Below are 21,490 nucleotides of genomic sequence, written 5' to 3'. Positions count from 1 at the left end.
CGCCCTCTCAGCCGGCCGGGGACGGGGGTACGGAGAACCGCGGCGGGGTACGCAGATGCTCGCCGACCCGTTTGACGAGCCGGGCCATCTCGTAGGCGACCAGACCGATATCGGCGAAAGCCGTGCTCAGCACGGCGAGGCAGGAGCCGTCCCCGGCGGCTACGACGAAGAGGAAGCCCTCGTCCATCTCGACCATTGTCTGGCGTACCTCCCCGGCCCGGAAGTGGCGTCCGGCGCCCTTCGCAAGGCTGTGGAAGCCGGAGGCGACCGCGGCCAGATGTTCGGCGTCCTCGCGGCTCAGGGCACTGGAGGCGCCCACGGCCAGACCGTCACCGGAGAGCACCACGGCGTGCCGGACTTCGCCGACCCGGGCCACCAGATCGTCCAGCAGCCAGTCGAGTTCGCCCGAGTGCCTGCGCGCCTCGGTCCGCTCGTTCGCGATCATGCGTGGTCTCCTTCGCTGCCGGGACGGGGTTCGGTGGTGATTCGGTGGGGCGCTGCCGTGCCTGGGGCGGCGCCGCCGCCGCGTACCCACCCGTTGCGGTAGGAGGTCATGCGGTCCCTGACCTGTTCCGGGGTGCGCTCGGCCGGTCTGTCCATGCCGTTCCCGTCGTCGATCCGGGTCGACTCGGGCCGGGGCTCCTCGCGCAGTTGCGGAACGAGGTTGGCCTGACGGACGCGGCGGGGAAGTGAGCTGTCGCCCTCCTCCCTGGTCCCCCGGCTCTCGCGGGTTTCCGCGTTCTCCCGGATCCCACGGGTTCCGTGCTCGGCCCCGGCCCGCTCATCGCTCCGGTCCTCGACCCCTCTGCGGGAGCGTGGGCGCAGCGCGGTGACTCCGGCCGTGGGCCCCCTCCGCGCCTCCAGCGCAGGCACCGGAGCGGGGGCCGAGAACGCGGTCGTCGCCTGCGAACGCACCGCACGGGGGCTCGGATCCGTTCCGAAGGCCACACCGTCGCTTTCCTGCTGACGCTCGACCGATGCCTTGTCCGGTACGGCCTCTTCCCCGCCCGTCGGAAGTGCGCCCTGCAGCAGCGCGGTCGGCAGCAGGACCACTGCCGTCGTTCCGCCGTACGGCGAGGGGCGCAGCTTGACCTTGATGTGATGCCGGACCGAGAGCCTGCTGACCACGAAGAGGCCGAGCCGGTCACTGTCGAACAGGTCGAGTGCCTCCGCCTGCTCGATGCGCCGGTTCGCCTCGCCGAGGAGTTCGTTGCCCATGCCGAGTCCGCGGTCCTCGATCTCCAGGGCGTAGCCGTTGCCGACGGGTTCGCCGGTGATCCGGACCTTGGTGTTCGGCGGCGAGAACTGCGCTGCGTTCTCCACGAGTTCCGCGAGGAGATGGGTGAGGTCGGCGACCGCCGTTCCCTTGACGGCGGCATCCGGCAGTTGCCGCACCTCCACACGGGCGTAGTCCTCGATTTCGGAGACGGCCGCGCGTACGACGTTCGTCAGCGGTACGGGCATCCGCCAGGCGCGCCCGGGGGCCGCACCGGACAGGATGATCAAGCTCTCCGCGTGCCGCCGCATCCGGGTGGTGAGGTGATCGAGGCGGAACAGATCGCCGAGTTCGCCGGGATCGTCAGCGCGGCGCTCCATGTGGTCGAGGAGGTCGAGCTGGCGGTGGACCAGCACCTGGCTGCGGCGGGCGAGATTGACGAAGACCCCGGAGATGCCGTCGGCGAGTTCGGCGCGTTCGACGGCGGCGCTGAGGGCGGCCCGGTGCACGGTACCGAGAGCCTCGCCGACCTGGCCGATCTCGTCGTGGGTGGCCGGCCCGGGCGGTGCCTCGGCCTGGATGTCCAATTCCTCGCCCGCCCTGAGCCGCCGCATCGCACGGGGCAGTTTGCGGCGGGCGATCTCCAGGGCGCTGTTGCGCAGGCTGACGAGTTCGACGACGAGCGCACGACCGATGCGTACGGAGATCACCAGCGAGGCCGCGACGGCGACGCAGCCGAAGAGGACGGCCGCTCCGGACGGGCTGAACAGTCCGCGGGTGAGCGGGTCGGCGCGGTCCGCGGCGCGTTCTGCGGCTCCGGCGCCGATGGTGCGCAGTTGACTCCGTACGCCCGCCGCGGCCGCATCCCAGTCGGCGGCGGGAACCGCCTGGGCGGCTTCCCGGCCGGGTCGCGCGGTGAGCACCCTGTCCTCGACATCCTCGATCCGGTGGTAGGCGGACCGGGCGGCCAACTTCTGCCAGGCGGAACGTTCGGTGGCCGGGAGATCCGCGCCCGCGGTCTGGGTGAGGTTCCTGCGAATCTCCACCGCCCCGATGAAGTCGACGAGTTGGCGGCCGTCGAGGCGCTTGGTGAGAGCGGCCGTGGCGAGCAGTGCGTCCTCGCGGGCCAGCATCTCGTCGGCGCGGGCCAGTTCGAGCAGCACGCGGGCGTCGGACCCGAGTGCCTCGTCCTGGAGTCCGGTGAGGGCCCCGGAGACTCCGAATCCCGCGGTGACTGCCTCGGTGTACCGGGCGTACACGGCGCTCTCGTCGCGCTCCTGCCTCCCTGTGCCTCCGTCTGCGCGCAGTTCGTGCGTACGGTCGAAGAACCGGTCGAGCCGGGCGGCGACGCCCACCGGGAGGTTGCCGGCATCGGCGATCGTGTGGTGCTTGTCCAGTCGCAGCGCGGCGAGCGCGGAGTCAGTGCGTTTGGTCTGCTTTTCCAGTGCGGTGGCGTGGGCGCTGCTGGGTGCGACGGTCTGGATCAGAGCGGCTCTGCGTTCGGCCTGGAGGGCGGTGACGGCGGTGGATATCGGCGCCCGCACTTCTTCGTCCGCGAGTTGCAACTGCCGCAGCCGCGCCACGTCCTGGGCGGTGTTCACCGTGGCGAAGCCCCAGAGAGCGAGCAGCGAGACGACGGGCACCACCAACAGCGAAATGATCTTCGCGCGTACGGTCCTGGGGCGCAGGGTCCGGCGTCCACGTGGCCCGGACGTCTCCTGCGTCAGCAGCAGATGTGCGTCGCGTTCGACGCTCTCGTCGGCCGGCCGCCCCGCGTGCGCGCGGCGCCCGCGCGCCGTGGGCGCGGAACCGGGCCGGGCAGCGGTCGTCGTGCCGGGGTCCGGGGTCGTGCGGGGTGGGCGCATGGCCTCCTCGTTCCGGGTGTGGAGCTGGGCAGGGGCGAAAGGGGGACGTGCTGTGGCGTCAGGGCGTCGCGGACGGAGAGACGTCGTGGCCGCGGGTGCCGCGCCGTGGGCGGGGATCACGTCCGCGCTGCGCGAGGCGCGTCGAGGCCGCGCCGGTCGCCGGTTCCGTGGTGCGCTCGGCCGAGACGTAGGCGGCGCGCTCCCGGGCCGTCGGCGACAGAGCGACGAACGCCGAGGTCAGGAAGAGGTACGAGCCGAGGCCGACGGCGAGGGGAAAGATGAACTGCATCGTCGGGGCTCCGGGGAGTTCCACATCGGAGGGGTTGACGGTGACGCCGACCGCCAGCATGCCGGTGTAGTGCATGCTGCTGACCGCCGCGCCCATGACGAGCGAGGCGAGTGCGACGGCGCGCGATGACTTGATGTTGAGGGCTGCCCACAGAGCCGCGGTCGCGGCGACGACGGCGATGACGACGGAGAGCACGACCCGCAAGGGGTCGTAGTGGATCGTGCCGTGCAGTCGCAACGCCGCCATGCCGAGGTAATGCATGCTGGCGACACCGAGTCCGGTGCCGAACCCTCCGACGGCCAGCGCCCTGGTCCGGTCGCGGCTGTAACCGACGGCGAAGACGCCGCAGCCGACCACCAGCATGGCGCCGAGCAGACTGAGCAAGGTCAGCGGCACGTTGTAGCGGATGGCCGTGCCGGTCACGCCGAAGCCGAGCATCGCGACGAAGTGCATCGTCCAGATGCCGGTGCCGAGGGCGGAGGCGGCCGTGAGCAGCCAGTTACGGCGCGAACGACCGCTCGTGTCCAGTGCGCGCACGGTGCAGCTCAGTCCGAGCGCCGCGCCGATCGCTGCCATCGCGTACGACAGCGCAGGTGTCAGCCAGCCGAAGGTGGCGTGGTCCAGGTGTCCCATGGACCGGGGACGCTAGTCGCCATGGGGGCGCGCGTTCGGGGCGCATTTCGAAAGCTGCCGGAATATGACAGAGAGATGATCCCGCACGATCAGGTTGTGCTCGAACATGCACGTCACTTCCGTCCGTTTCACTCTGTTTCGCTCCGTCTGCCCGTGCGCGATCATGTACGTATGGCCGATGACGACACACACGTCCAGGACTTCTTCACCGCCCGCGCAGCAGACTGGGACACCCGTTTCCCGGACGACGGCCCGGCCTACGCCGCCGCTGTCGAAGTCCTCGTGCTGCGCCCCGGCGACGCCGTCCTCGACGCGGGCTGCGGTACGGGACGTGCGCTGCCCGCTCTGCGGACCGCCGTCGGGCCGCACGGTACGGTCCTGGGCGCCGATCTCACACGGGCGATGCTGGACGCGGCGGTCCGGGCCGGGCGCGACCGCAGCGGTCGGCTGCTCCTCGCCGACGTCGCTCGCCTGCCGCTGCGGGCGGGGGTGCTCGACGCGGTGTTCGGTGCCGGGCTGATCTCGCACCTGTCGCGCCCCGGGCCGGACCTGGCGGAGCTGGCCCGCGTCGTACGTCCCGGAGGGCAGCTGGCACTGTTCCACCCCATCGGCCGGGCCGCGCTGGCCGCACGCCACGATCGGCAGATCACGGACGACGATCTGCGGGCCGAGCCCAATCTCCGGCGGTTGCTCGCACGCTCGGGCTGGCAGCTGGTCTCGTACACCGATGAGGACGCACGGTTCCTCGCACTCGCCGTGCGGACGGACTGACCTGGCCCCGGCTCACGTACGCACGTGCTCACTCGACCGGGGCGCCCGGCCTCCGCTTGCGCGGGATCGGGCAGCCACCGACGCCGGGCGTCGGGAACGTACCGAGCTCACCGACTTCGTAACCGTCCGGATAGCCCTTGATCTCCGGGTTCTGGCGCGCATAGTGCGCGGTGGACCGGGGCGGCAGCAGTCGCACGGCCCTCGCCCGCAGCCGCAGCGCGCCTCGGGTGAGATGGCGCGCGACGGCGCCCGGTCGTTCGTAACGGAACGCCCGCAGCAGCGCATCGTCGAGGAGTGCGAGGCCGGCTTTGCGTACGACGGGTGCGAGCGGGCCCGGATACCAGGAGCCCATCAATGCCAGCCTGGCGTCGGAGACGCTGCGCGCCCCTTCGTCCCAGCCGAAGTGCTCGTCCTCGTACGTGTCGAGGGTGCGCTCAAAATCCTCGAAGGTCTGCGGCACGTCCTTGATGCCCATGTGCGTGCCCAGAGTGCGGTAGTAGAAGGCGAACGCCTGCAGCTCATGCTCGGAGAGCCGACGCCGGCCGTAGGTGTCGATCCACCGCTTCGGGACCACGACGAACGTACACAGCACATAACGCATGTCGTCGTTGCTGATGTCGTAGCTGCGGTGCATCTGACTGATCCGGCGGATCGCCGTTCGCCCCGGGGCGCTGTCGAAGCCGTGCTCCACCACGGTGTCGAGAAGCAGCGCGGTGTCGTCGTACCGCTTCTGCGAACGATCCGTCAGCTCAGCCGTTTCGGCGAGGAGTCGGCCGATGCTGGGGACCGCATACGTGCGGTACAGGGCCAGTTCGAGCGCACGGGTGATGTCCCAGGGGAACTCGTACGTCGCCGTGAGCCGGTAGATCTCCAGGAAGTCCCGCTCCGGATCGAGCCGCCGGATCTCCTTCAGCCGGTCGTATCGCTCCACCGCACTGCCCCGTTCCTCGGTCGAAGGTCAAACTCTACGTGGAAGGGGAAGAGCGTAAGCATGTACGAACGCACCACGCGTGCACGGCTCCCGGAAGGCGGTCCCTCATGATCGACATGCTCAGCAGTCTGCGGAAGGCTGTGTCACCCCGCCGAAAGGGTGAGCGGTCCGCGCCGCCGCGCGAGGAACGGCAACCCAAACAGCACAATCTGTTCGACGCGGCCGCCACCTACGTCGCGGCTAGTGTGGACGACGACCAGGACCGGATCGACGAGGCGAGCAGCTGGGTGTCACCCGAGGCGCTCTCCTTCGGCATAAACGAGCTGGCCTGCCGGGCGGTCACCGCGCTGGCGCGTGAGACAGGCCAGTCGCCGCAGACCGTGGCCCGTACCCTGCTCGGCCTGCCCGCCGACTGAACCGCGACGTCCGCTCACCGACGGCGCGGTGGGGGTCCTACCTTGTCAGGGCCTCGACGACCGCGTTACCCACTGGTTAAGGTGCGCCGACGGAAAACGATGAGGGACGAGGAGGGTGCTGTGGCCGGGACGGACGACGCAGTCGCCGAAGAAGACGCACTGTATGTGCTGACAGCGGTGCTGCTGACACCCGCGCAGTTCCCGAGCGTGCTCGGTGACGATTACCCGGCGGCCTGCGCGGCACTCGGCCTCGAACCGTACGCCGACGGCTACGGCCTCGTCCTCGGTCAGGACGACGGCGGGGCCCGGTGGACCGTCGTCGTCGATGACGTGTCCCTGGTCGCCGTCGCGATCGCCTCCTGGGACTGCGGCATGGAGTACGACCTCTCCCCCGACGACCGTTCGGTGGTCTGCGCGCTCCCTGGCTGGCCGCTGGCGCTGGCGGTCGCCGCGCCAGGGGTGCCCGCGCCGCACGACCCGCTGCCGGCCCCGGAGACCGAGGGAGCCGATCTGCCGCCGCTGACCCCTCCCGACACGGAATCGTGGGGGCCCGCGCAGCGGCGGCTGGGCGCCGACGAGATCGCGTTGCAGTGGGCGGCGTGGCGCGAGCAGATCGACGACGCCACAGCGTTCGCGGGGGCGGAAGTCGCGGGCAGTACCGATGACGCAGAGAGCGAGGACACGTCGGACCCCGCACATTCTGCGGACGAGGAGGGCGCAGGCGACCCGGATGCCGACGGAGCCACCGACGCGGACGCCTCCGCCCACCCCACCGCCGCTGCCGACACCGACGCCGGCGACGCGGCGCCCTCGGGCGTCCATCCCGGTGTCCGGCGCGCGCTGGCAGAAGCCCACGCCTACGTGGACAACCCGCCGCCGCCCGGGCGTATCCGCTCCTCCTTCGCCCCCGGCGAAGCCCGCACCCTGCGAGCCGATGGCCCCGGCTGGTCCCTGGTCGCCCGGACGGACGACATCGCGTTCATCCTGCTGGACGAGGAACCCGGCGAGGTCCTGCCTGTCGGCCGCGGGGCGGAACTGCCCGGTCTGCTGAAGGCGCTCGACGCGCTCGCCGTGCGACCGGCCTGATTCTCGGCGCCCGCCCCGCCGACCGGGCCGAGGCCGAGGGCCCGAAACGCCCGCTGGGTCCCGGCCTGCGCCGCCGGGTCGCGAGCCGGCCTGCGATTGAGTCAGGGGCTCGGCGGTCCTCCTTGGCGGCCCGGCTGCCCGCGCCGCCCCGTCGGCCGCTACACGCGCTCCAGCGGCCGGTGCGGTTCGGCGGGCAGTTCGACCTCGACCGGGTCGCCGGGCCGGACAACCCCGCCGGTCCTGACGATGCTCATGATCCCGGCCTTGCGCACGATGTTGCCCGCCTCGTCACGGCCGACGACCCGCTTGAGCAGCCCTTCCTGAAAGGTGTCGATCTGCAGGCACGGGTTGCGCAGGCCGGTGACCTCGAGGACGGCCTCGTCGCCGAGGCGCAGCAGCGTGCCGACGGGCAGCGCGAGGAGATCGACGCCACGCGTGGTGACGTTCTCCCCGAGGTCACCGGGAGCGACCTCGAAGCCCTCTGCACGCAACTCGTCGAAGAGTTCCTCGTGGATGAGATGAACCTGGCGCAGATTCGGCTGGGTGGGGTCCTGCGCGACGCGGGAGCGGTGCTTGACCGTGGCTCCCGCGTGCACATCCCCCTCCACTCCGAGACCGGTCAGCAGGGTGACGGTCTGCCGGTTCGGCTTGGTGAATGAGTAAGCCCCGTTACTGCTCACCACGGTGACGATCCCGCTCATCTACGAAGAACCCCATTCAGCGGCCTATTTCCTTACGGGTGATCCTACGGAGCCTGCGCCTCTGGGAGGGATCCAGCATCAGGTAGGCCACCGCAGGCACTCCGATCAGCACCAGCAGCGACAGCCAGAATCCGATGAACGGCATCAGGATGACTGCCGCGACGACTCCCCCGATGGCAATCTTTGCGCTGTTCGACATTGTCCACGCCTCCTACGCGGCTCACGCCGCTCCTGCTGTGAGAACGCCTGTGCGTCCTCATCGGTTCCAGCCCACGGCGGCGGGCCTCCCGCGGGGTCACCTCAGCGGTTCCCCGACCTCGTGCATGTGCTGCAGCGCCTGCCGGTAGGACTCGATGAGTCCGGTCTCCGCGTACGGCATGCCCAGCGCCTCGCAGTGGGCACGCACCAGCGGCTGTGCCCGGCGCAGATGGGGGCGGGGCATGCTCGGGAAGAGGTGGTGCTCTATCTGGTAGTTGAGCCCGCCGAGGAACCAGTCGGTGAGGGCGGCGCCGCGCACGTTGCGCGAGGTGAGGACCTGTCGCTGGAGATGCCCCCAGCGGTCGCCGTCGGGATCGGGCATCTCCATGCCCTTGTGGTTCGGCGCGAAGGCCATGCCCAGGTGGAGCCCGAAGAGTGCATGGTGCACAAGTGCGAAGACGGCGGCCTTGCCGGGAGACATGACGGTGAGGAGCAGCGTCGCGTACAACCCGAGGTGGGTGACGAGGAGGGCTGCCGAGAGGGCGCGCTCACGGGCCGGCTGCTGCCGCAGGTATTGAAAGCCGGAGATCTTGAGGGCGATGCCTTCGAGGAGCAGCATCGGGAAGAACAGCCGGGCCTGGTTGCGGGTCAGCCAGCGGGCGAAACCTTCGCGCTGGGCCGCCTGCTTCTGGGTCCAGACCAGGGCGCCGACGCCGACGTCGGGGTCCTTGTCGATGTGGTTGGGGTTGGCGTGGTGGCGTACGTGTTTGTCGTTCCACCAGGCCTCGTTCATGCCGAGGAGCAGATTGGCATGGGTCAGGCCGATGATCCGGCTCGCCTTTCGGTCGCCGGTGATCTGGGCGTGTCCGGCGTCATGGCCGACGAACGCGGCGCGGGCCCAGAGGACCGCCAGCGGCAGGGCGAGCAGCAGGGTCCACCAGGTGTTGCCGAGGACGGCCAGGCCGGTCGTCACGGCACCCAGGGCCAGGAGATTGGTCGCGATGCGTACCGCGTACCAACCGGTGCGCTGCTTCAGGAGTCCCTGTGCCTTGACGGCCCGAAGGAGGGGCGCGAAGTCGCTACCGGCTGCTCCTGTGCCTCTCTCGTCCCCCGACCGTGCGGCAGTTCCCGTGCCTGTGGTGTCTCCCGCACCTCCGGCGATGTCGGTACTGCAGGCACGGTCGCGGGTGCGGTCCGCGACGGTGGCTACGGCCTCGGGCATGGCGTCTCCGCTCTCTGGGAGGCTTGAAGTCTGCTCTGACCTGTCGAAACGTACGGGCACGGGGCGCACCGCAACCATGGCGCCACCACCCGGGATTCCGGGGGGACAGCCCCCTACCCGCAGGGGGGTGCTGGCTCCACCCGACAGCTCGCGGACGCCCTCGAACGTGATGTGGATCATGGTGATTGCACTCCCGGGCATCGTCGCCATGGAGTACCCTCGGCGACCTTGGCACCCACTAGTCAAACTTGAGGAATCCGCCATCGCTGTGCACAGGCTTCCCGCGCCGTCCCGCGCCGAGATCTCCGCACTGTCCCGCTGCTCCGTCGTCTTCCTGCCCTCGGACCCCGCCCGCACCGGCCGGGCCGCCTTCTGGCATCCGGACGGCAGCAGCCCGCCCGAGGCCCCTGGGACGGTCGGAGAACTGACCGTCGTCGGAGCCGACGCCCGCCCGTACCGTGTTCCGGCCCTACTGCTGCCCGTGCGCGACTCCTTGCCCGTTCTGACCCGCGCGCGGGCGGCCGCGCACGCCCATCCCGCAGCCGCGTTCTGGGGCGCGGCCACGCTCCTCGCCCTCCAACTCGCCGCCCGCGGACTGCTGCTGCCGGGGCTCAGTGCCACGGACCACGACGCCTGGCGGGCCGGTCCGCTGACTGCAGCCGATGTCGACCGGATCCGTGACCTCGCGGCTTCCATGCCACCCACTGCCCATGCGGTGCCGCTCGACAAGGACGCCGAGCCCGTAATGCTGCCGGAGCCGGAGCGGCTGCTGCGCGCATTCCTGGACGCGGTCGCGGACGGCCTGCCGCGCACACCCGCAGCGGTGTTCGCCACCGGCAGCCCGGCGTTCGCCGTCGACACGCCGCAGAGACTGCCGGACCGTCGAGCCTGGGCCGCTGATGTCGCGGCCGGGCACGACGCGGGCGTGCGGCTCTCGCTGCGCATCGAGCTCACCGGACCTACCGGTGTGCACGAGGACACCGAGCCGGGCGGCGGGCCGTCCTTCCGTGCGGTGCTGCAGATCCACAGCGTCAGCGATCCGACGCTTGTCGCCGATGCCGCCGACGTCTGGGCGGGGACCGCGGCGGCGTTCGGTCCTCGAGCACGGATGGACGCCCTCCTCTCGCTGCGCCGCGCCGCCCGCGCCTGGCCACCGCTGACCCCGCTGCTGTCGGCCGCCGTACCGGATTCCGTCGAGCCGGACGACGAGGAGATCACCGAACTGCTCGGCTCCGCCGCCCGGGCGCTCGCCGCGACCGGCGTCCAGGTGCACTGGCCCAAGGAGCTCACCCGTACCCTCACCGCACGCGCGGTGATCGGACCGCCGGACGACCAGGACGGCGGCGTCGGCGACGGCGAATCCCGCAACGGGCGGTCCGCGTCGGACGCCCCGTCGTTCCTGTCCGCCGACGCGCTGCTGGCGTTCAACTGGTGGTTCGCACTCGGCGACCAGAAGCTCAGCCGCGCCGAACTGGACCGGCTGGCCGAGGCCAACAGACCGATCGTCCGACTGCGCGACCAGTGGGTGCTCATCGACGCCGAGGAGGCGCGTCGCGCCCGCGCGACGCAGGACCGCAAGGTCACCCCGATCGACGCGCTCGGCGCCGTACTGACCGGTTCCGCCGAGGTCGACGGCCGCCGGGTCGACGTCCAGGCGACCGGCTGGCTCGCGCAGCTGCGATCCAGGCTCGTCGATCCCGGGTCGGCCGAGCAGCAGACGGTCGGTCAGCCCGCCGCGCTCGCGGCGACGCTGCGGGACTATCAGCTGCGCGGTCTGAACTGGCTGCACACCATGACCTCGCTCGGCCTCGGCGGCTGCCTGGCCGACGACATGGGTCTGGGCAAGACCATCACGCTCATCGCCCTGCATCTGCACCGGCAGAGCGTCGACGAGACGGCCGGACCGACCCTGGTGGTCTGCCCGGCCTCGCTGATGGGCAACTGGCAACGGGAGATCGAGAAGTTCGCCCCCGGCGCACCGGTGCGCCGATTCCACGGCGCGTCCCGCAGCCTGGAGGGCCTGGTGGACGGCGAGTTCGTCCTCACCACGTACGGCACCATGCGGCTCGACGCGGCGAGGCTCGCCGAGGCCGGGTGGTCCATGGTGGTCGCCGACGAGGCACAGCACGTCAAGAACCCGTACTCGGAGACCGCGAAGCAACTGCGGACGATCGGCGCGCGGGCGCGGGTGGCACTGACCGGCACCCCCGTGGAGAACAACCTCTCGGAACTGTGGGCGATCCTCGACTGGACGACGCCCGGGCTGCTGGGCCGGCTCGGCACGTTCCGCACCCGGTACGCGCGGGCCGTGGAGGACGGCAGCGATCCCGCGGCGGCCGAACGGCTCGCCGCGCTGGTCCGGCCGTTCCTGCTGCGTCGGCGCAAGTCCGATCCAGGCATCGCCCCGGAACTGCCGCCGAAGACGGAGACGGACCGTGCGGTGTCGCTGACGGCGGAACAGACCGGGTTGTACGAGGCGGTGGTACGGGAGACGCTGGCCGAGATCTCCGGCGCGGACGGGTTCGCCCGGCGCGGCCTGGTGGTGAAACTGCTGACGGCACTGAAACAGATCTGCAACCACCCGGCGCAGTACCTCAAGGAGGAACGGCCGCGGATCGCGGACCGTTCGGGCAAGCTGGAGCTGCTGGACGAACTGCTCGACACGATCCTCGCGGAGGATGCGAGCGTGCTCGTGTTCACCCAGTACGTGCAGATGGCACGGATGCTCGAACAGCATCTGGCGGCGCGCGGCGTGCGTACCCAGCTCCTGCACGGCGGCACGCCGGTCGCCGAACGCGAGGCCATGGTGGACCGGTTCCAGGCAGGCGAGGCCCCCGTCTTCCTGCTGTCGCTGAAGGCGGCGGGCACGGGGCTCAACCTCACCCGGGCCGGCCATGTGGTGCACTTCGACCGCTGGTGGAACCCGGCGGTGGAGGCGCAGGCCACCGACCGCGCGTACCGCATCGGGCAGACCCAGCCGGTGCAGGTGCACCGGCTGATCGCCGAGGGAACGATCGAGGACCGGATCGCCGGCATGCTGGCCCGCAAGCAGGGTCTCGCGGATGCGGTGCTCGGTTCCGGTGAGTCGGCGCTGACAGAACTGACCGATGCGGAACTGGCGGATCTGGTGGAGTTGCGAGGGGGCGCGCGATGAATGACGGCTATGAGAACGACGCATACGAGTTCGACGGGTACGCATCCGAGGACGTCGCCGAGGAGGAGTCGGCACCGGCGCAGGAACGTACCTTCGCTGCCCTGCCGTCGGCGCGGGGCCGCGGTTTCGCCGAGTCCTGGTGGGGGCGGGCATGGCTGAAGGCCCTGGAGGACACGGCGCTGGACGGCGAACAGGTCAAGCAGGGGCGCCGGTTCGCCCGCGAGGGGCGGGTCGGTGCGGTCTCCGTACGGCCCGGTCGGATCACCGCGGTCGTCCAGGACCGGGACTCGACCGCATACCGCAGTGATGTGCTGCTTCAACAGCTGAGCGAGGAGGAGTGGGACCGGTTCCTGGACATGGCGGTCGACCGGCCCGGGCACATCGCCGCACTGCTCGACCGGGAGATGCCGCCGCATCTGGTGGAGGACGCGGCGGCGGCCGGAGTGGATCTGCTGCCGGGCATCGGCGATCTTGATCCTGAGTGCACGTGCGAGACATGGGACCACTGTCCGCACTCCGCCGCGCTCTGCTACCAGGTGGCACGGCTGCTGGACCAGGACCCATTCGTACTCCTGCTGATGCGCGGGCGCGGCGAGCGGTGGCTGCTCGACGAACTCCAGGTGCGGATCGCGGTCCGGGCCGCGGAGCGGGAACCCGCGCAGACCTCCGTCGTGGAGGACCGTCGGGTGCTCGGCGTACGGGCGGACGAGACGTTCGCCGCGCGGGAGATCCTGCCCCCGCTGCCTGCTCCCCCGCCGCTGCCCGCGGAGCCCGGTCCTGCCCCGTCGCTGGAGACGGAGACCGAACCGGAGCCCGGTCTCGACCCGACGGCGCTGGAGGTCCTGGTGACGGACAGTGCGGTACGCGCCTACCGGATGCTGGCGGACGCCCTCGTTCCTGGCCACGAACAGCAGCCGGTGCAGGAGGAGTTGACGCCGGAGCAGGACGCGGTACGGCTGGTCGCCGACACCCGTCCCGAGCCGTGGATCGTGACACGGCTGAGCACCGGATCGGGGCGGCCGCGGGCCGAGCTCGACGCGGCGGTGCGAGCCTGGGAATACGGCGGGGCGGCCGCGCTCGCGGTGCTCGACGAGGCGTGGGCACCCGATCCGGAGTCCCTCGCCAGGGCCCGTGCGCGGCTCGCCGAGGCGTGGGAGGACGGCGAGCGCCCGCAGCTGGGGGCGGCGGGCAACCGCTGGACCGTTGCGGATGGCGACGTACAGCTGCGGTACGGGCGGGACGGGCGCTGGTGGCCGTACCGCAAGGAGCGCGGTCGCTGGAACCCGGCGGGCCCGGCGGACGACGATCCGGCGGCGGTGCTGGCGGGCGCGCTCGGCGACGCTCATGTCCTGGCCGGCGGGTCATTGGCAGAGCCGTGATCGGACGCTGCCGTGGCGACGGCCCGCTGGTCCTTCGGCCCGGGGTGTGCTTGATCGGGCGTCCGCGCAGATAGCGGCGGTGACGACGACCCTCGCCTGGTGGGCCCACACCTGCATGACCGGATCACCGGCCTCTGCGCAGCCGCGGGCTTCACCCCCGACGTGGCCCAGTACGCGGTGGAATGGCAGACCGTCTGCGCCCTGGTGGAAACCGGCCTGGGCATCTCACTGGCCCCGGCGAGCATCCGGCGCAATCCGTCTCAAAAACGTGGCCTTCCGCAGGATCGAGCCCCGCACGGCCCGCACGCGGGTCGCCGCCGCCTGGCGACGCAACTTCCAGAACCCTCTGGTCGCAAGCCTCCTGGCAGCTGTCAGCCAAGATCCGCCGGACAGAATCCAGCCGCTCGGGAACAGGGACCGCTCCTGCCCCTCGTCGCGTACTGCCCTTGTGTTCGGCTCGATGTCACCGGAGGTTGAGCGCGACGGCAGAGCCTGACCGCCGTCAGCTGCTGTTGCCTCAGGAGGCCTCATTCCATCACGGTCCTCGCGCTCGGCCGTATCGGCGTGTTCCCGCGGGCGACCCTCACCGTGGACCGCACCGACACCTCCGCGAAACCGCTACCCTGCTCCCCACCCCCTGACCCCGTACACCGTCTCCCCGTTCCCCTCCCCCACAGGAGCATCGATGCATCGCAGAAGGATTCTTCAGGGCACTGCGGCAGCCGCCGCGGCGGCAATGCTGTCGGCTTCCACCCGTGCCATGGCTTCAGCGGAGGCGGGCAGCACCGACTACCCGGTCGCGCATTGGACGCCCGCTTCCACGTCCAACTACACGGTCTCGACACGCCCTTCGGCCTATCCGGTGCAGTACGTGATCATCCATGTCACGCAGGAGACCTTCTCGGAAACGATCGGCATCTTCCAGAATCCGGCGAAGCAGGTCTCCGCTCACTATGTGGTGCGCTCGGCGGACGGGTACGTCGCGCAGTGCGTACGGGAGCAGAACATCGCCTGGCATGCGGGCAATTGGGACTACAACACCCGCAGCATCGGCATCGAGCACGAGGGCTGGGTCGACCAGCCGACGTACTTCACCAACGCCCTGTACGAACAGTCCGCTCTGCTGACCGCGTCGGTCTGCGACCGCTACGGCATCCCCAAGGATCGCGCCCACATTCTCGGTCACGCCCAGGTTCCGGGCACCGATCACACCGATCCCGGCCCCAACTGGGACTGGGTGCGCTACATCCGCCTCGTCAACCTCTACAGCACCGGTTGACCCCGCGCGGGTCAGACGACTCTCCGCACCGAGGTTGTCGCAGAGCCCGGCTGCGACGACGATGGGGGTGCACGAGTCCCCCGGACGGGAGAGTGAGTTGACGGACCCCTGGGTGGCGCTGACCGCAGACACGGACCCCGGCGAACGGCTCGGCGAACTGCGCCAAGCACACGAGGTGTTCACCACCGCGGGACGGCTGGAACGGCCAGTACGTTCCGTGGTCGGCGAGTCGTGGCGGCGCTCCGCGCGGGCCCGGGTCAGTCCGGACGGTGCGGCCCTGGTCGAGCTGGGCCCGGACGAACTCGGACCGTACCGCGAGGGACATCCCCTCGCCCGCGCCATGCCGGTGATCCGTGAACTGATGGGTGCGTACGCGACGGACGGCGAACATCTCCTTGCGGTGTGCGACGCGCACGGCCGACTGCTCTGGGTCGAAGGGCACGCGACGACCCGCCGACGCGCCGGCCGGATGAACTTCGTGGAGGGTGCCCGCTGGTCCGAGTCCGTGGCCGGAACGAACGCGCCGGGGACGGCAATCGCCGTGGACCGTCCGGTCCAGGTGTTCGGCGCCGAGCACTTCCTGCGCCCGGTCCAGCAGTGGACCTGCGCCGCGGCGCCGCTGCACGACCCGCACACGGGACGGGTGCTGGGCGCCGTCGACATCACCGGCGGCAACCGGCTCGCCCATCCGCACAGCCTGGCGTTCGTCCAGGCGGTGGCGCGCGCCGCCGAGTCCCAGCTCGCCCTGCTCGCACCCGAACCAGCCGGGGACTTCGTACAGCTGAGCGCGCTCGGCCGGGACGAGGCGCTGGTTGTCGCGGGCGGCCGCAGGATCCGGCTCAGCAGGCGGCACAGCGAGATCCTGGTGGCACTCGCCCGTCACCCGGACGGCCTCGCAGGCGACGAACTACTCGTCGAACTGTACGAGGACGAGTCGGTGACCCCGGTGACGCTGCGGGCCGAACTCTCCCGGCTGCGAAGGCTGCTCGGCCCCGAACTGCTGCTTTCCCGCCCCTATCGGTTCGCTGCTGCGGTCGACGCCGACTTCGACGGCGTGGCGCGCAGACTGGCGTCCGGTGCGTTGGCGGCGGCGCTCAGCGCGTACGCGGGGCCGCTGCTGCCGGGCTCGCAGGCACCGTCCGTCGTCCGGCTGCGGCGCCGTCTCGACGATCAGCTGCGAGCCTCGCTGATCGCACGCGGCGACCCGGGGCTGCTGGCGGACTGGGCGTACAGCCCCTGGGGCGAGGACGACCTGCCGGTGTGGCAGGCGCTCGCCGCGGCGGCACCTCCCGGGCAGCGGCCGGCGCTGCTGGCAAGGGCCCGCACGCTCGACTCCGAACAGCGCTGACACCTCTGCTGTCCGGCGCAACGAGGTTGCAACGTTCCCGTCCCTAGCCTCCCGCCGAGGGCCGTCCAACGGCGGGCGGCACCGGATCCGGGAGGCCACAGAGATGACCCGTTACGCTGCGCCGGGCACCGAGGACGCCATCGTCTCGTACAAGTCCCGCTACGACCACTGGATCGGCGGCGCATACGTCCCGCCGGCCCTCGGCCAGTACTTCGAGAACCCGAGCCCCGTCAACGGGCGTCCGTTCACCGAGGTCGCCCGCGGCACCGCCGAGGACGTCGAACGCGCCCTGGACGCGGCCCACGCCGCCGCCCCCGCCTGGGGCGCCACCGCGGCCGGTGAACGCGCCTCGGTCCTCAACCGGATCGCGGACCGGATGGAGGCGCACCTCGAGGAGCTGGCGGTCGCCGAGAGCTGGGACAACGGCAAGCCGGTCCGGGAGACCCTGGCCGCCGACATCCCGCTCGCGATCGACCACTTCCGGTACTTCGCGGGCGCGTTGCGCGCCCAGGAGGGCTCGCTCAGCGAGATCGACGACGACACCGTCGCGTATCACTTCCACGAGCCGCTCGGCGTGGTCGCCCAGATCATCCCGTGGAACTTCCCGATCCTGATGGCGACGTGGAAACTCGCCCCGGCGCTCGCCGCGGGCAACGCGGTGGTCCTCAAGCCCGCGGAGCAGACCCCGGCCTCGATCCATGTGTGGCTGAGCCTGGTCGCCGATCTACTGCCGCCGGGTGTCGTCAACATCGTCAACGGCTTCGGCGCGGAGGCGGGCAAGCCCCTCGCATCCAGCCCGCGCGTCGCAAAGATCGCCTTCACAGGCGAGACCACGACGGGGCGGCTGATCATGCAGTACGCATCCGAGAACATCAAGCCGGTGACGCTGGAACTGGGCGGCAAGTCCCCGAACATCTTCTTCGACGACGTCTGGGCGGCCGACGACGACTTCCGCGACAAGGCCCTCGAAGGGTTCACCATGTTCGCCCTCAACCAGGGCGAGGTCTGCACCTGTCCGTCGCGGGCGCTGATCCAGCGCGGGCACTACAGCGAATTCCTGGAGGCGGGCATCACCCGCACCGAGCAGATCGTGCCCGGACACCCGCTGGACACGGACACGATGATCGGCGCCCAGGCCTCCAACGACCAGCTGCAGAAGATCCTTTCTTACCTGGACATCGGCCGGCAGGAGGGCGCGAAGGTCCTGTCGGGCGGACAGCGGATCGAGTACGACGGAGAACTGGCGGGCGGCTACTACGTCCAGCCGACCATCTTCGAGGGCGACAACCGGATGCGGGTCTTCCAGGAGGAAATCTTCGGCCCGGTCGTCGCCGTGACCTCCTTCTCGGACTTCGACGACGCGATCAAGACGGCGAACGACACCCTGTACGGGCTCGGGGCGGGCGTCTGGACCCGGGACATCAACACCGCGTACCGGGCGGGCCGGTCGATCCAGGCGGGCCGGGTCTGGACGAACTGCTACCACGCGTACCCGGCTCACGCCGCATTCGGCGGCTACAAACAGTCCGGTATCGGCAGGGAGAACCACAAGATGATGCTTGAGCACTACCAGCAGACCAAGAATCTGCTGGTGAGCTACTCGCCGAAGAAGCTGGGCTTCTTCTAGACACATGCGAAAGGGCGCCTGACCTGGGTTTTCACCCGTCAGGCGCCCTTCGCTCAACCCGCTCTCGACCGGGCCCGGCTTGCGCGCTAACTCCCAATTCCTCCCACGACTGCACCCCTGCTGACCAGTGCTTCCGGACCAGTCACAGGTCAGCGCGAAGACGACCAGGGAGAACAGGAACACCCTGCGGTGGCCGAACAGGTCACCGGCCCGGGCCCCCAACAACAGCAGGCCGCCGAAGACCAGGACGTAGGCGTTGGTGATCCAGGACAGGTCCGTCTCGGAGAACCCCATGTCGGAGCGGATCTGCGGCAGCCCCGTGAACACGATCGAGTTGTCGAGGATGACCATGAAGTAGCTGACGCAGATGATCGCGAGGATCAGCGTCGCCCGGGCCGGGGCGGCAGGGGCCGACGCACGCACCGCCATGGGCGGCGTGGATTCCGCTATGGCGACGTCGCCGGTCCCGTCGTACTTGGGTGCTGCGCGCACGGTGTGTCCTTCGCTTTCCGGGTGAGGGCCTGGTGTCGGACTCCTGGTCCTCGGTTCTCTCCAAGAGAACCCCGCGCGGGCACAGGGGTGGGAGTCACTGGTCTTCCGGGTACTGGCAGTACCTCGCAGGTCCTCGCGGACGGACCTACGGTGAAGGTCAAGGCAGGACCGTCGTAGGCCGGGCTGGACCGTCCCACCGGGGCGCGATCACCGGCGGCGGAGCGATTTCAGGGATCTGGACGATGGCAGACAGAGACAAGAAGAGCGTGGCCGCCGAGGTCCGCGAGTTCCTGAGCACCCGGCGTGCCCGGATCACGCCCGAGCAGGCCGGGCTGCCGGTCTACGGCGGCAACCGGCGCGTTGCGGGCCTGCGCCGGGAGGAGGTCGCGCTGCTCGCCGGCATGAGCGTCGACTACTACGTCCGCCTGGAGCGCGGGAACCTCTCCGGCGCCTCGGACTCGGTACTGGAATCCCTCGCGCACGCGCTGCAGCTGGACGAGGCCGAGCGCACTCACCTCTACGACCTGGCCCGCGCGGCGACACCGTCAGGCCGGCGCCCTACGGCGACGGCGTCACGGGTGCGGCCCACGATCCTGCGCCTGCTCGACTCGATGACCGATGTGCCGGCGTACGTGCGCAACGCGCGCTTTGACATCCTGGCCGCGAACACGCTGGGGCGGGCGCTGTACGCACCCCTCTTCGACTCGCCGCTGTTCGCCCAGCGCGGCCCGGTCAACAGCGCCCGCTTCATGTTCCTGGACCCCGCGAGCAAGGACTTCTGGGTCGACTGGGACAAGGGCGCTGACGACGCGGTGGCCTTCCTGCGCAACGAGACGGGCCGGGCACCCCACGACAAGGCGCTCACCGACCTGATCGGTGAACTGACGACCAAGAGCGGCGACTTCGCCCGCCGCTGGGCCCGCCACGACGTGAAGTTCCACCGCTCCGGACTGAAGAACCTGCACCACCCCCTGGTCGGCGATCTCGCCCTGCCCTACGAGGCAATGGAGTTGCCCGCCGATCCCGGCCTCCGCCTCAACTTCTACACACCCGAACCGGACTCCCCGGCGAGGGAGGCCCTGGGCCTTCTCGCCAGCTGGGCAAGCACCGGGACCGTCGTCCCGACCGCGAACGACTGATGACGACTGACCACATTTGAGGAGAACTCCTTCATGCAGTACCGACCACTCGGCCGCACCGGCGTCCAGGTCAGCCCGCTCTGCCTGGGCGCGATGATGTTCGGCCCCTGGGGCAACGAGGACGAAGCCGACTCGATCCGGATCATCCACCGCGCCCCCGACGCGGGCATCAACTTCGTCGACACCGCCGACGTGTACTCCGCCGGCGTCTCGGAGGAGATCGTCGGCAAGGCACTCGAAGGCCGCCGCGAGGACGTGTTCCTGGCGACCAAGTTCTTCATGCCCATGGACCAGAACGACCCCAATCAGCGGGGCGGCTCGCGGCGCTGGATCATCCGCGAGGTCGAGAACTCCCTGCGCCGGCTCGGCACCGATTACATCGACCTCTATCAGGTCCACCGCCCCAGCCCCGACACCGACGTCACCGAGACCCTCGGCGCCCTCTCCGACCTCGTGCACCAGGGCAAGGTCCGCTACATCGGCTCCTCGTCCTACTCCGGCTCCCAGATCGTGGAGGCCCAGTGGGCTTCGCGGGAGCGCCTGCTGGAGCGGTTCGTGACCGAGCAGCCGCCGTACTCGATCCTGGTCCGTGGCATCGAGGAGGACGTACTGCCCACCGTGCGCCGCCACGGCATGGGCACCCTCACCTACAGCCCGCTCTGCGGCGGCTGGCTGTCGGGCCGCTACCGCAAGAACGCCACCGAGGGCCCCGCCTCCGCGGCACGCCCCAGGCCCGCTTCGACATGAGCACCTCCGCCAACCAGCGCAAGCTCGACGCCGTCGAACAGCTCGCGCTCCTGGCGGAGAAAGCGGGTCTCACCCTGATCGAGCTGGCCGTCGCCTTCGTCATCAACCACCCCGGCGTCACCTCGGCGATCATCGGACCGCGCACCACGGACCAGCTGAAGGCGTTTCTGCCCGCCGCCGACGTCACACTGTCGTCCGACATGCTCGACGCCATCGACGAGATCGTCGCCCCCGGCGTCACCGTCAACCCGGTCGACAACAGCTACGGCGACGTCGAACTGCTCGCCGACCAGCGACGCCGCTGACGCGCCCCGGACTGGCCGGCCACGCCGGCCAGTCGCGCCGACTTCCCCGCGACCACGAAAGGCGCCTTCTGGCTCATGACGCACCGGCCGGCGACTACTCGGACGTACGCATTCAGAAGGAATGCGGCTGATCGGTGACGGTGTGTGAAGTGTGCTGTCAGGTGGTCTGCGTGATGGGTGGCATCCAGAGGGTGCCGGTGAAGGCGCGGTGGATGGCCTCGAAGGCGCTCAGCCCGTGTTTGCGGGCGGAGTCCAGGTAGGAGCGCACGGCGAGCCAGGCCGTGGCGCCGTCGGCGGACTGGTGGCAGCCGGAGATTTTCAACTGGGTCTTGACCGGGCGGAGTGCTCGCTCGCCACAGTTGTTGGTGAAGGGCACGTGCCGGGGATCGTCGGCGAACCGGAGCACGGTATGGGCTTGGTCCCGCAGACGTTCCAGCAGGTTGCGGGCGGTGGACTGTTTTCGTCCCTCGGCGCGTGGATGGTGGGACAGGCCGACGGCGACGCCGTGGTGGAACGCTTCGAGGTGCAGCAGCAGGGCCTCGGGCGCGATCTCGTCGATCTCACCGGTCCGCACGCGCAGGGCCTGGGTGTTCAGGCCAGGGGCATTGCGTAGTCGAGGTTGGTCCGGTTCGCCGGGTTCATGTGTGACGTGACGTCATGTCCGGTGTGCGGTAAGGGCACCCGGATAGCAG

Annotated in this window: 17 protein-coding genes and 3 pseudogenes; 11 read left to right on the top strand and 9 right to left on the bottom strand. The window is 70.4% G+C overall.

The window, feature by feature from the left end:
- Positions 1–7 precede the first annotated feature (7 nt).
- The 3 genes from AB0I23_RS31995 to AB0I23_RS31985 are packed head-to-tail and all read right to left on the bottom strand — an operon-like array spanning position 8 to position 4,003.
- The gene (locus tag AB0I23_RS31995; protein ID WP_359114567.1) at positions 8–445 is read right to left on the bottom strand and encodes a roadblock/LC7 domain-containing protein; all 438 of its coding nucleotides are present in this window, start codon (positions 443–445) and stop codon (positions 8–10) included.
- A complete protein-coding gene (locus AB0I23_RS31990; protein ID WP_359114566.1) occupies positions 442–3,081 on the bottom strand; it encodes a sensor histidine kinase in 2,640 nt (879 codons plus the stop codon). The genes AB0I23_RS31995 and AB0I23_RS31990 overlap by 4 nt, the downstream gene beginning before the upstream one ends.
- A gap of 58 nt (positions 3,082–3,139) precedes the next feature.
- A complete protein-coding gene (locus AB0I23_RS31985; RefSeq protein WP_359114564.1) occupies positions 3,140–4,003 on the bottom strand; it encodes an MHYT domain-containing protein in 864 nt (287 codons plus the stop codon).
- A gap of 171 nt (positions 4,004–4,174) precedes the next feature.
- Between AB0I23_RS31985 and AB0I23_RS31980 the strand changes: the two genes are divergently transcribed.
- Complete coding sequence (locus AB0I23_RS31980) at positions 4,175–4,774, top strand: class I SAM-dependent methyltransferase (protein ID WP_359114563.1); 600 nt, start codon at positions 4,175–4,177, stop codon at positions 4,772–4,774.
- A gap of 28 nt (positions 4,775–4,802) precedes the next feature.
- Here the strand turns inward: AB0I23_RS31980 and AB0I23_RS31975 are convergent, their stop codons facing one another.
- A complete protein-coding gene (locus AB0I23_RS31975; protein WP_359114562.1) occupies positions 4,803–5,705 on the bottom strand; it encodes an oxygenase MpaB family protein in 903 nt (300 codons plus the stop codon).
- Positions 5,706–5,821: 116 nt separating this feature from the next.
- On the opposite strand from AB0I23_RS31975, the gene AB0I23_RS31970 reads away from it, so the two are divergent.
- Together AB0I23_RS31970 and AB0I23_RS31965 are read left to right on the top strand one after the other, a co-directional pair.
- On the top strand, positions 5,822–6,121 hold the full coding sequence (locus tag AB0I23_RS31970; protein WP_436847035.1) for a hypothetical protein: 300 nt from the start codon (positions 5,822–5,824) through the stop codon (positions 6,119–6,121).
- Between the two features lie 120 nt (positions 6,122–6,241).
- Complete coding sequence (locus AB0I23_RS31965; protein WP_359114559.1) at positions 6,242–7,207, top strand: hypothetical protein; 966 nt, start codon at positions 6,242–6,244, stop codon at positions 7,205–7,207.
- Between the two features lie 158 nt (positions 7,208–7,365).
- Here AB0I23_RS31965 and AB0I23_RS31960 read toward each other — a convergent pair whose 3' ends face one another.
- From AB0I23_RS31960 to AB0I23_RS31950, 3 genes are all read right to left on the bottom strand, one after another.
- Entirely contained in the window at positions 7,366–7,908 is a 543-nt protein-coding gene (locus tag AB0I23_RS31960; protein ID WP_359114557.1) for an MOSC domain-containing protein, read from the bottom strand.
- 16 nt (positions 7,909–7,924) lie between these two features.
- The gene (locus AB0I23_RS31955) at positions 7,925–8,107 is read right to left on the bottom strand and encodes a hypothetical protein (protein ID WP_359114556.1); all 183 of its coding nucleotides are present in this window, start codon (positions 8,105–8,107) and stop codon (positions 7,925–7,927) included.
- A gap of 96 nt (positions 8,108–8,203) precedes the next feature.
- Positions 8,204–9,328: a fatty acid desaturase family protein gene (locus AB0I23_RS31950; RefSeq protein ID WP_359114554.1), complete on the bottom strand. Its 1,125-nt coding sequence runs from the start codon at positions 9,326–9,328 to the stop codon at positions 8,204–8,206.
- 268 nt (positions 9,329–9,596) lie between these two features.
- On the opposite strand from AB0I23_RS31950, the gene AB0I23_RS31945 reads away from it, so the two are divergent.
- From AB0I23_RS31945 to exaC, 6 genes and pseudogenes are all read left to right on the top strand, one after another.
- On the top strand, positions 9,597–12,482 hold the full coding sequence (locus AB0I23_RS31945; RefSeq protein ID WP_359114553.1) for a DEAD/DEAH box helicase: 2,886 nt from the start codon (positions 9,597–9,599) through the stop codon (positions 12,480–12,482).
- Entirely contained in the window at positions 12,479–13,861 is a 1,383-nt protein-coding gene (locus tag AB0I23_RS31940) for an SWF or SNF family helicase (RefSeq protein WP_359114551.1), read from the top strand. The genes AB0I23_RS31945 and AB0I23_RS31940 overlap by 4 nt, the downstream gene beginning before the upstream one ends.
- A 90-nt stretch (positions 13,862–13,951) precedes the next feature.
- Positions 13,952–14,249, top strand: a pseudogene (locus AB0I23_RS31935) (LysR family substrate-binding domain-containing protein); the annotation flags it as partial.
- Between the two features lie 297 nt (positions 14,250–14,546).
- Entirely contained in the window at positions 14,547–15,140 is a 594-nt protein-coding gene (locus tag AB0I23_RS31930; RefSeq protein ID WP_359114549.1) for an N-acetylmuramoyl-L-alanine amidase, read from the top strand.
- Between the two features lie 97 nt (positions 15,141–15,237).
- A complete protein-coding gene (locus AB0I23_RS31925) occupies positions 15,238–16,488 on the top strand; it encodes a GAF domain-containing protein (protein ID WP_359114547.1) in 1,251 nt (416 codons plus the stop codon).
- A gap of 103 nt (positions 16,489–16,591) precedes the next feature.
- A complete protein-coding gene (gene exaC, locus AB0I23_RS31920) occupies positions 16,592–18,115 on the top strand; it encodes an acetaldehyde dehydrogenase ExaC (protein ID WP_359114545.1) in 1,524 nt (507 codons plus the stop codon).
- A gap of 159 nt (positions 18,116–18,274) precedes the next feature.
- On the opposite strand, the pseudogene AB0I23_RS31915 reads toward exaC, so the two are convergent.
- Positions 18,275–18,544: pseudogene (locus AB0I23_RS31915) on the bottom strand (MFS transporter); the annotation flags it as partial.
- 305 nt (positions 18,545–18,849) lie between these two features.
- Between AB0I23_RS31915 and AB0I23_RS31910 the strand changes: the two are divergent.
- Positions 18,850–19,746, top strand: coding sequence for a helix-turn-helix transcriptional regulator (locus AB0I23_RS31910; RefSeq protein ID WP_359114543.1), 897 nt, complete (start codon positions 18,850–18,852; stop codon positions 19,744–19,746).
- Positions 19,747–19,779: 33 nt separating this feature from the next.
- A pseudogene (locus tag AB0I23_RS31905) lies at positions 19,780–20,798 on the top strand (aldo/keto reductase).
- Between the two features lie 157 nt (positions 20,799–20,955).
- On the opposite strand, the gene AB0I23_RS31900 reads toward AB0I23_RS31905, so the two are convergent.
- Positions 20,956–21,372, bottom strand: coding sequence for an IS66 family transposase (locus tag AB0I23_RS31900; protein WP_359114541.1), 417 nt, complete (start codon positions 21,370–21,372; stop codon positions 20,956–20,958).
- Positions 21,373–21,490: the final 118 nt, after the last annotated feature.

It is taken from the genome of Streptomyces atratus (assembly GCF_040655115.1).
Classification (GTDB): domain Bacteria; phylum Actinomycetota; class Actinomycetes; order Streptomycetales; family Streptomycetaceae; genus Streptomyces; species Streptomyces atratus_D.
The sequence above is the reverse complement of the archived record's forward strand: the minus strand, read 5'-3'. Positions and strand labels throughout refer to the sequence as shown.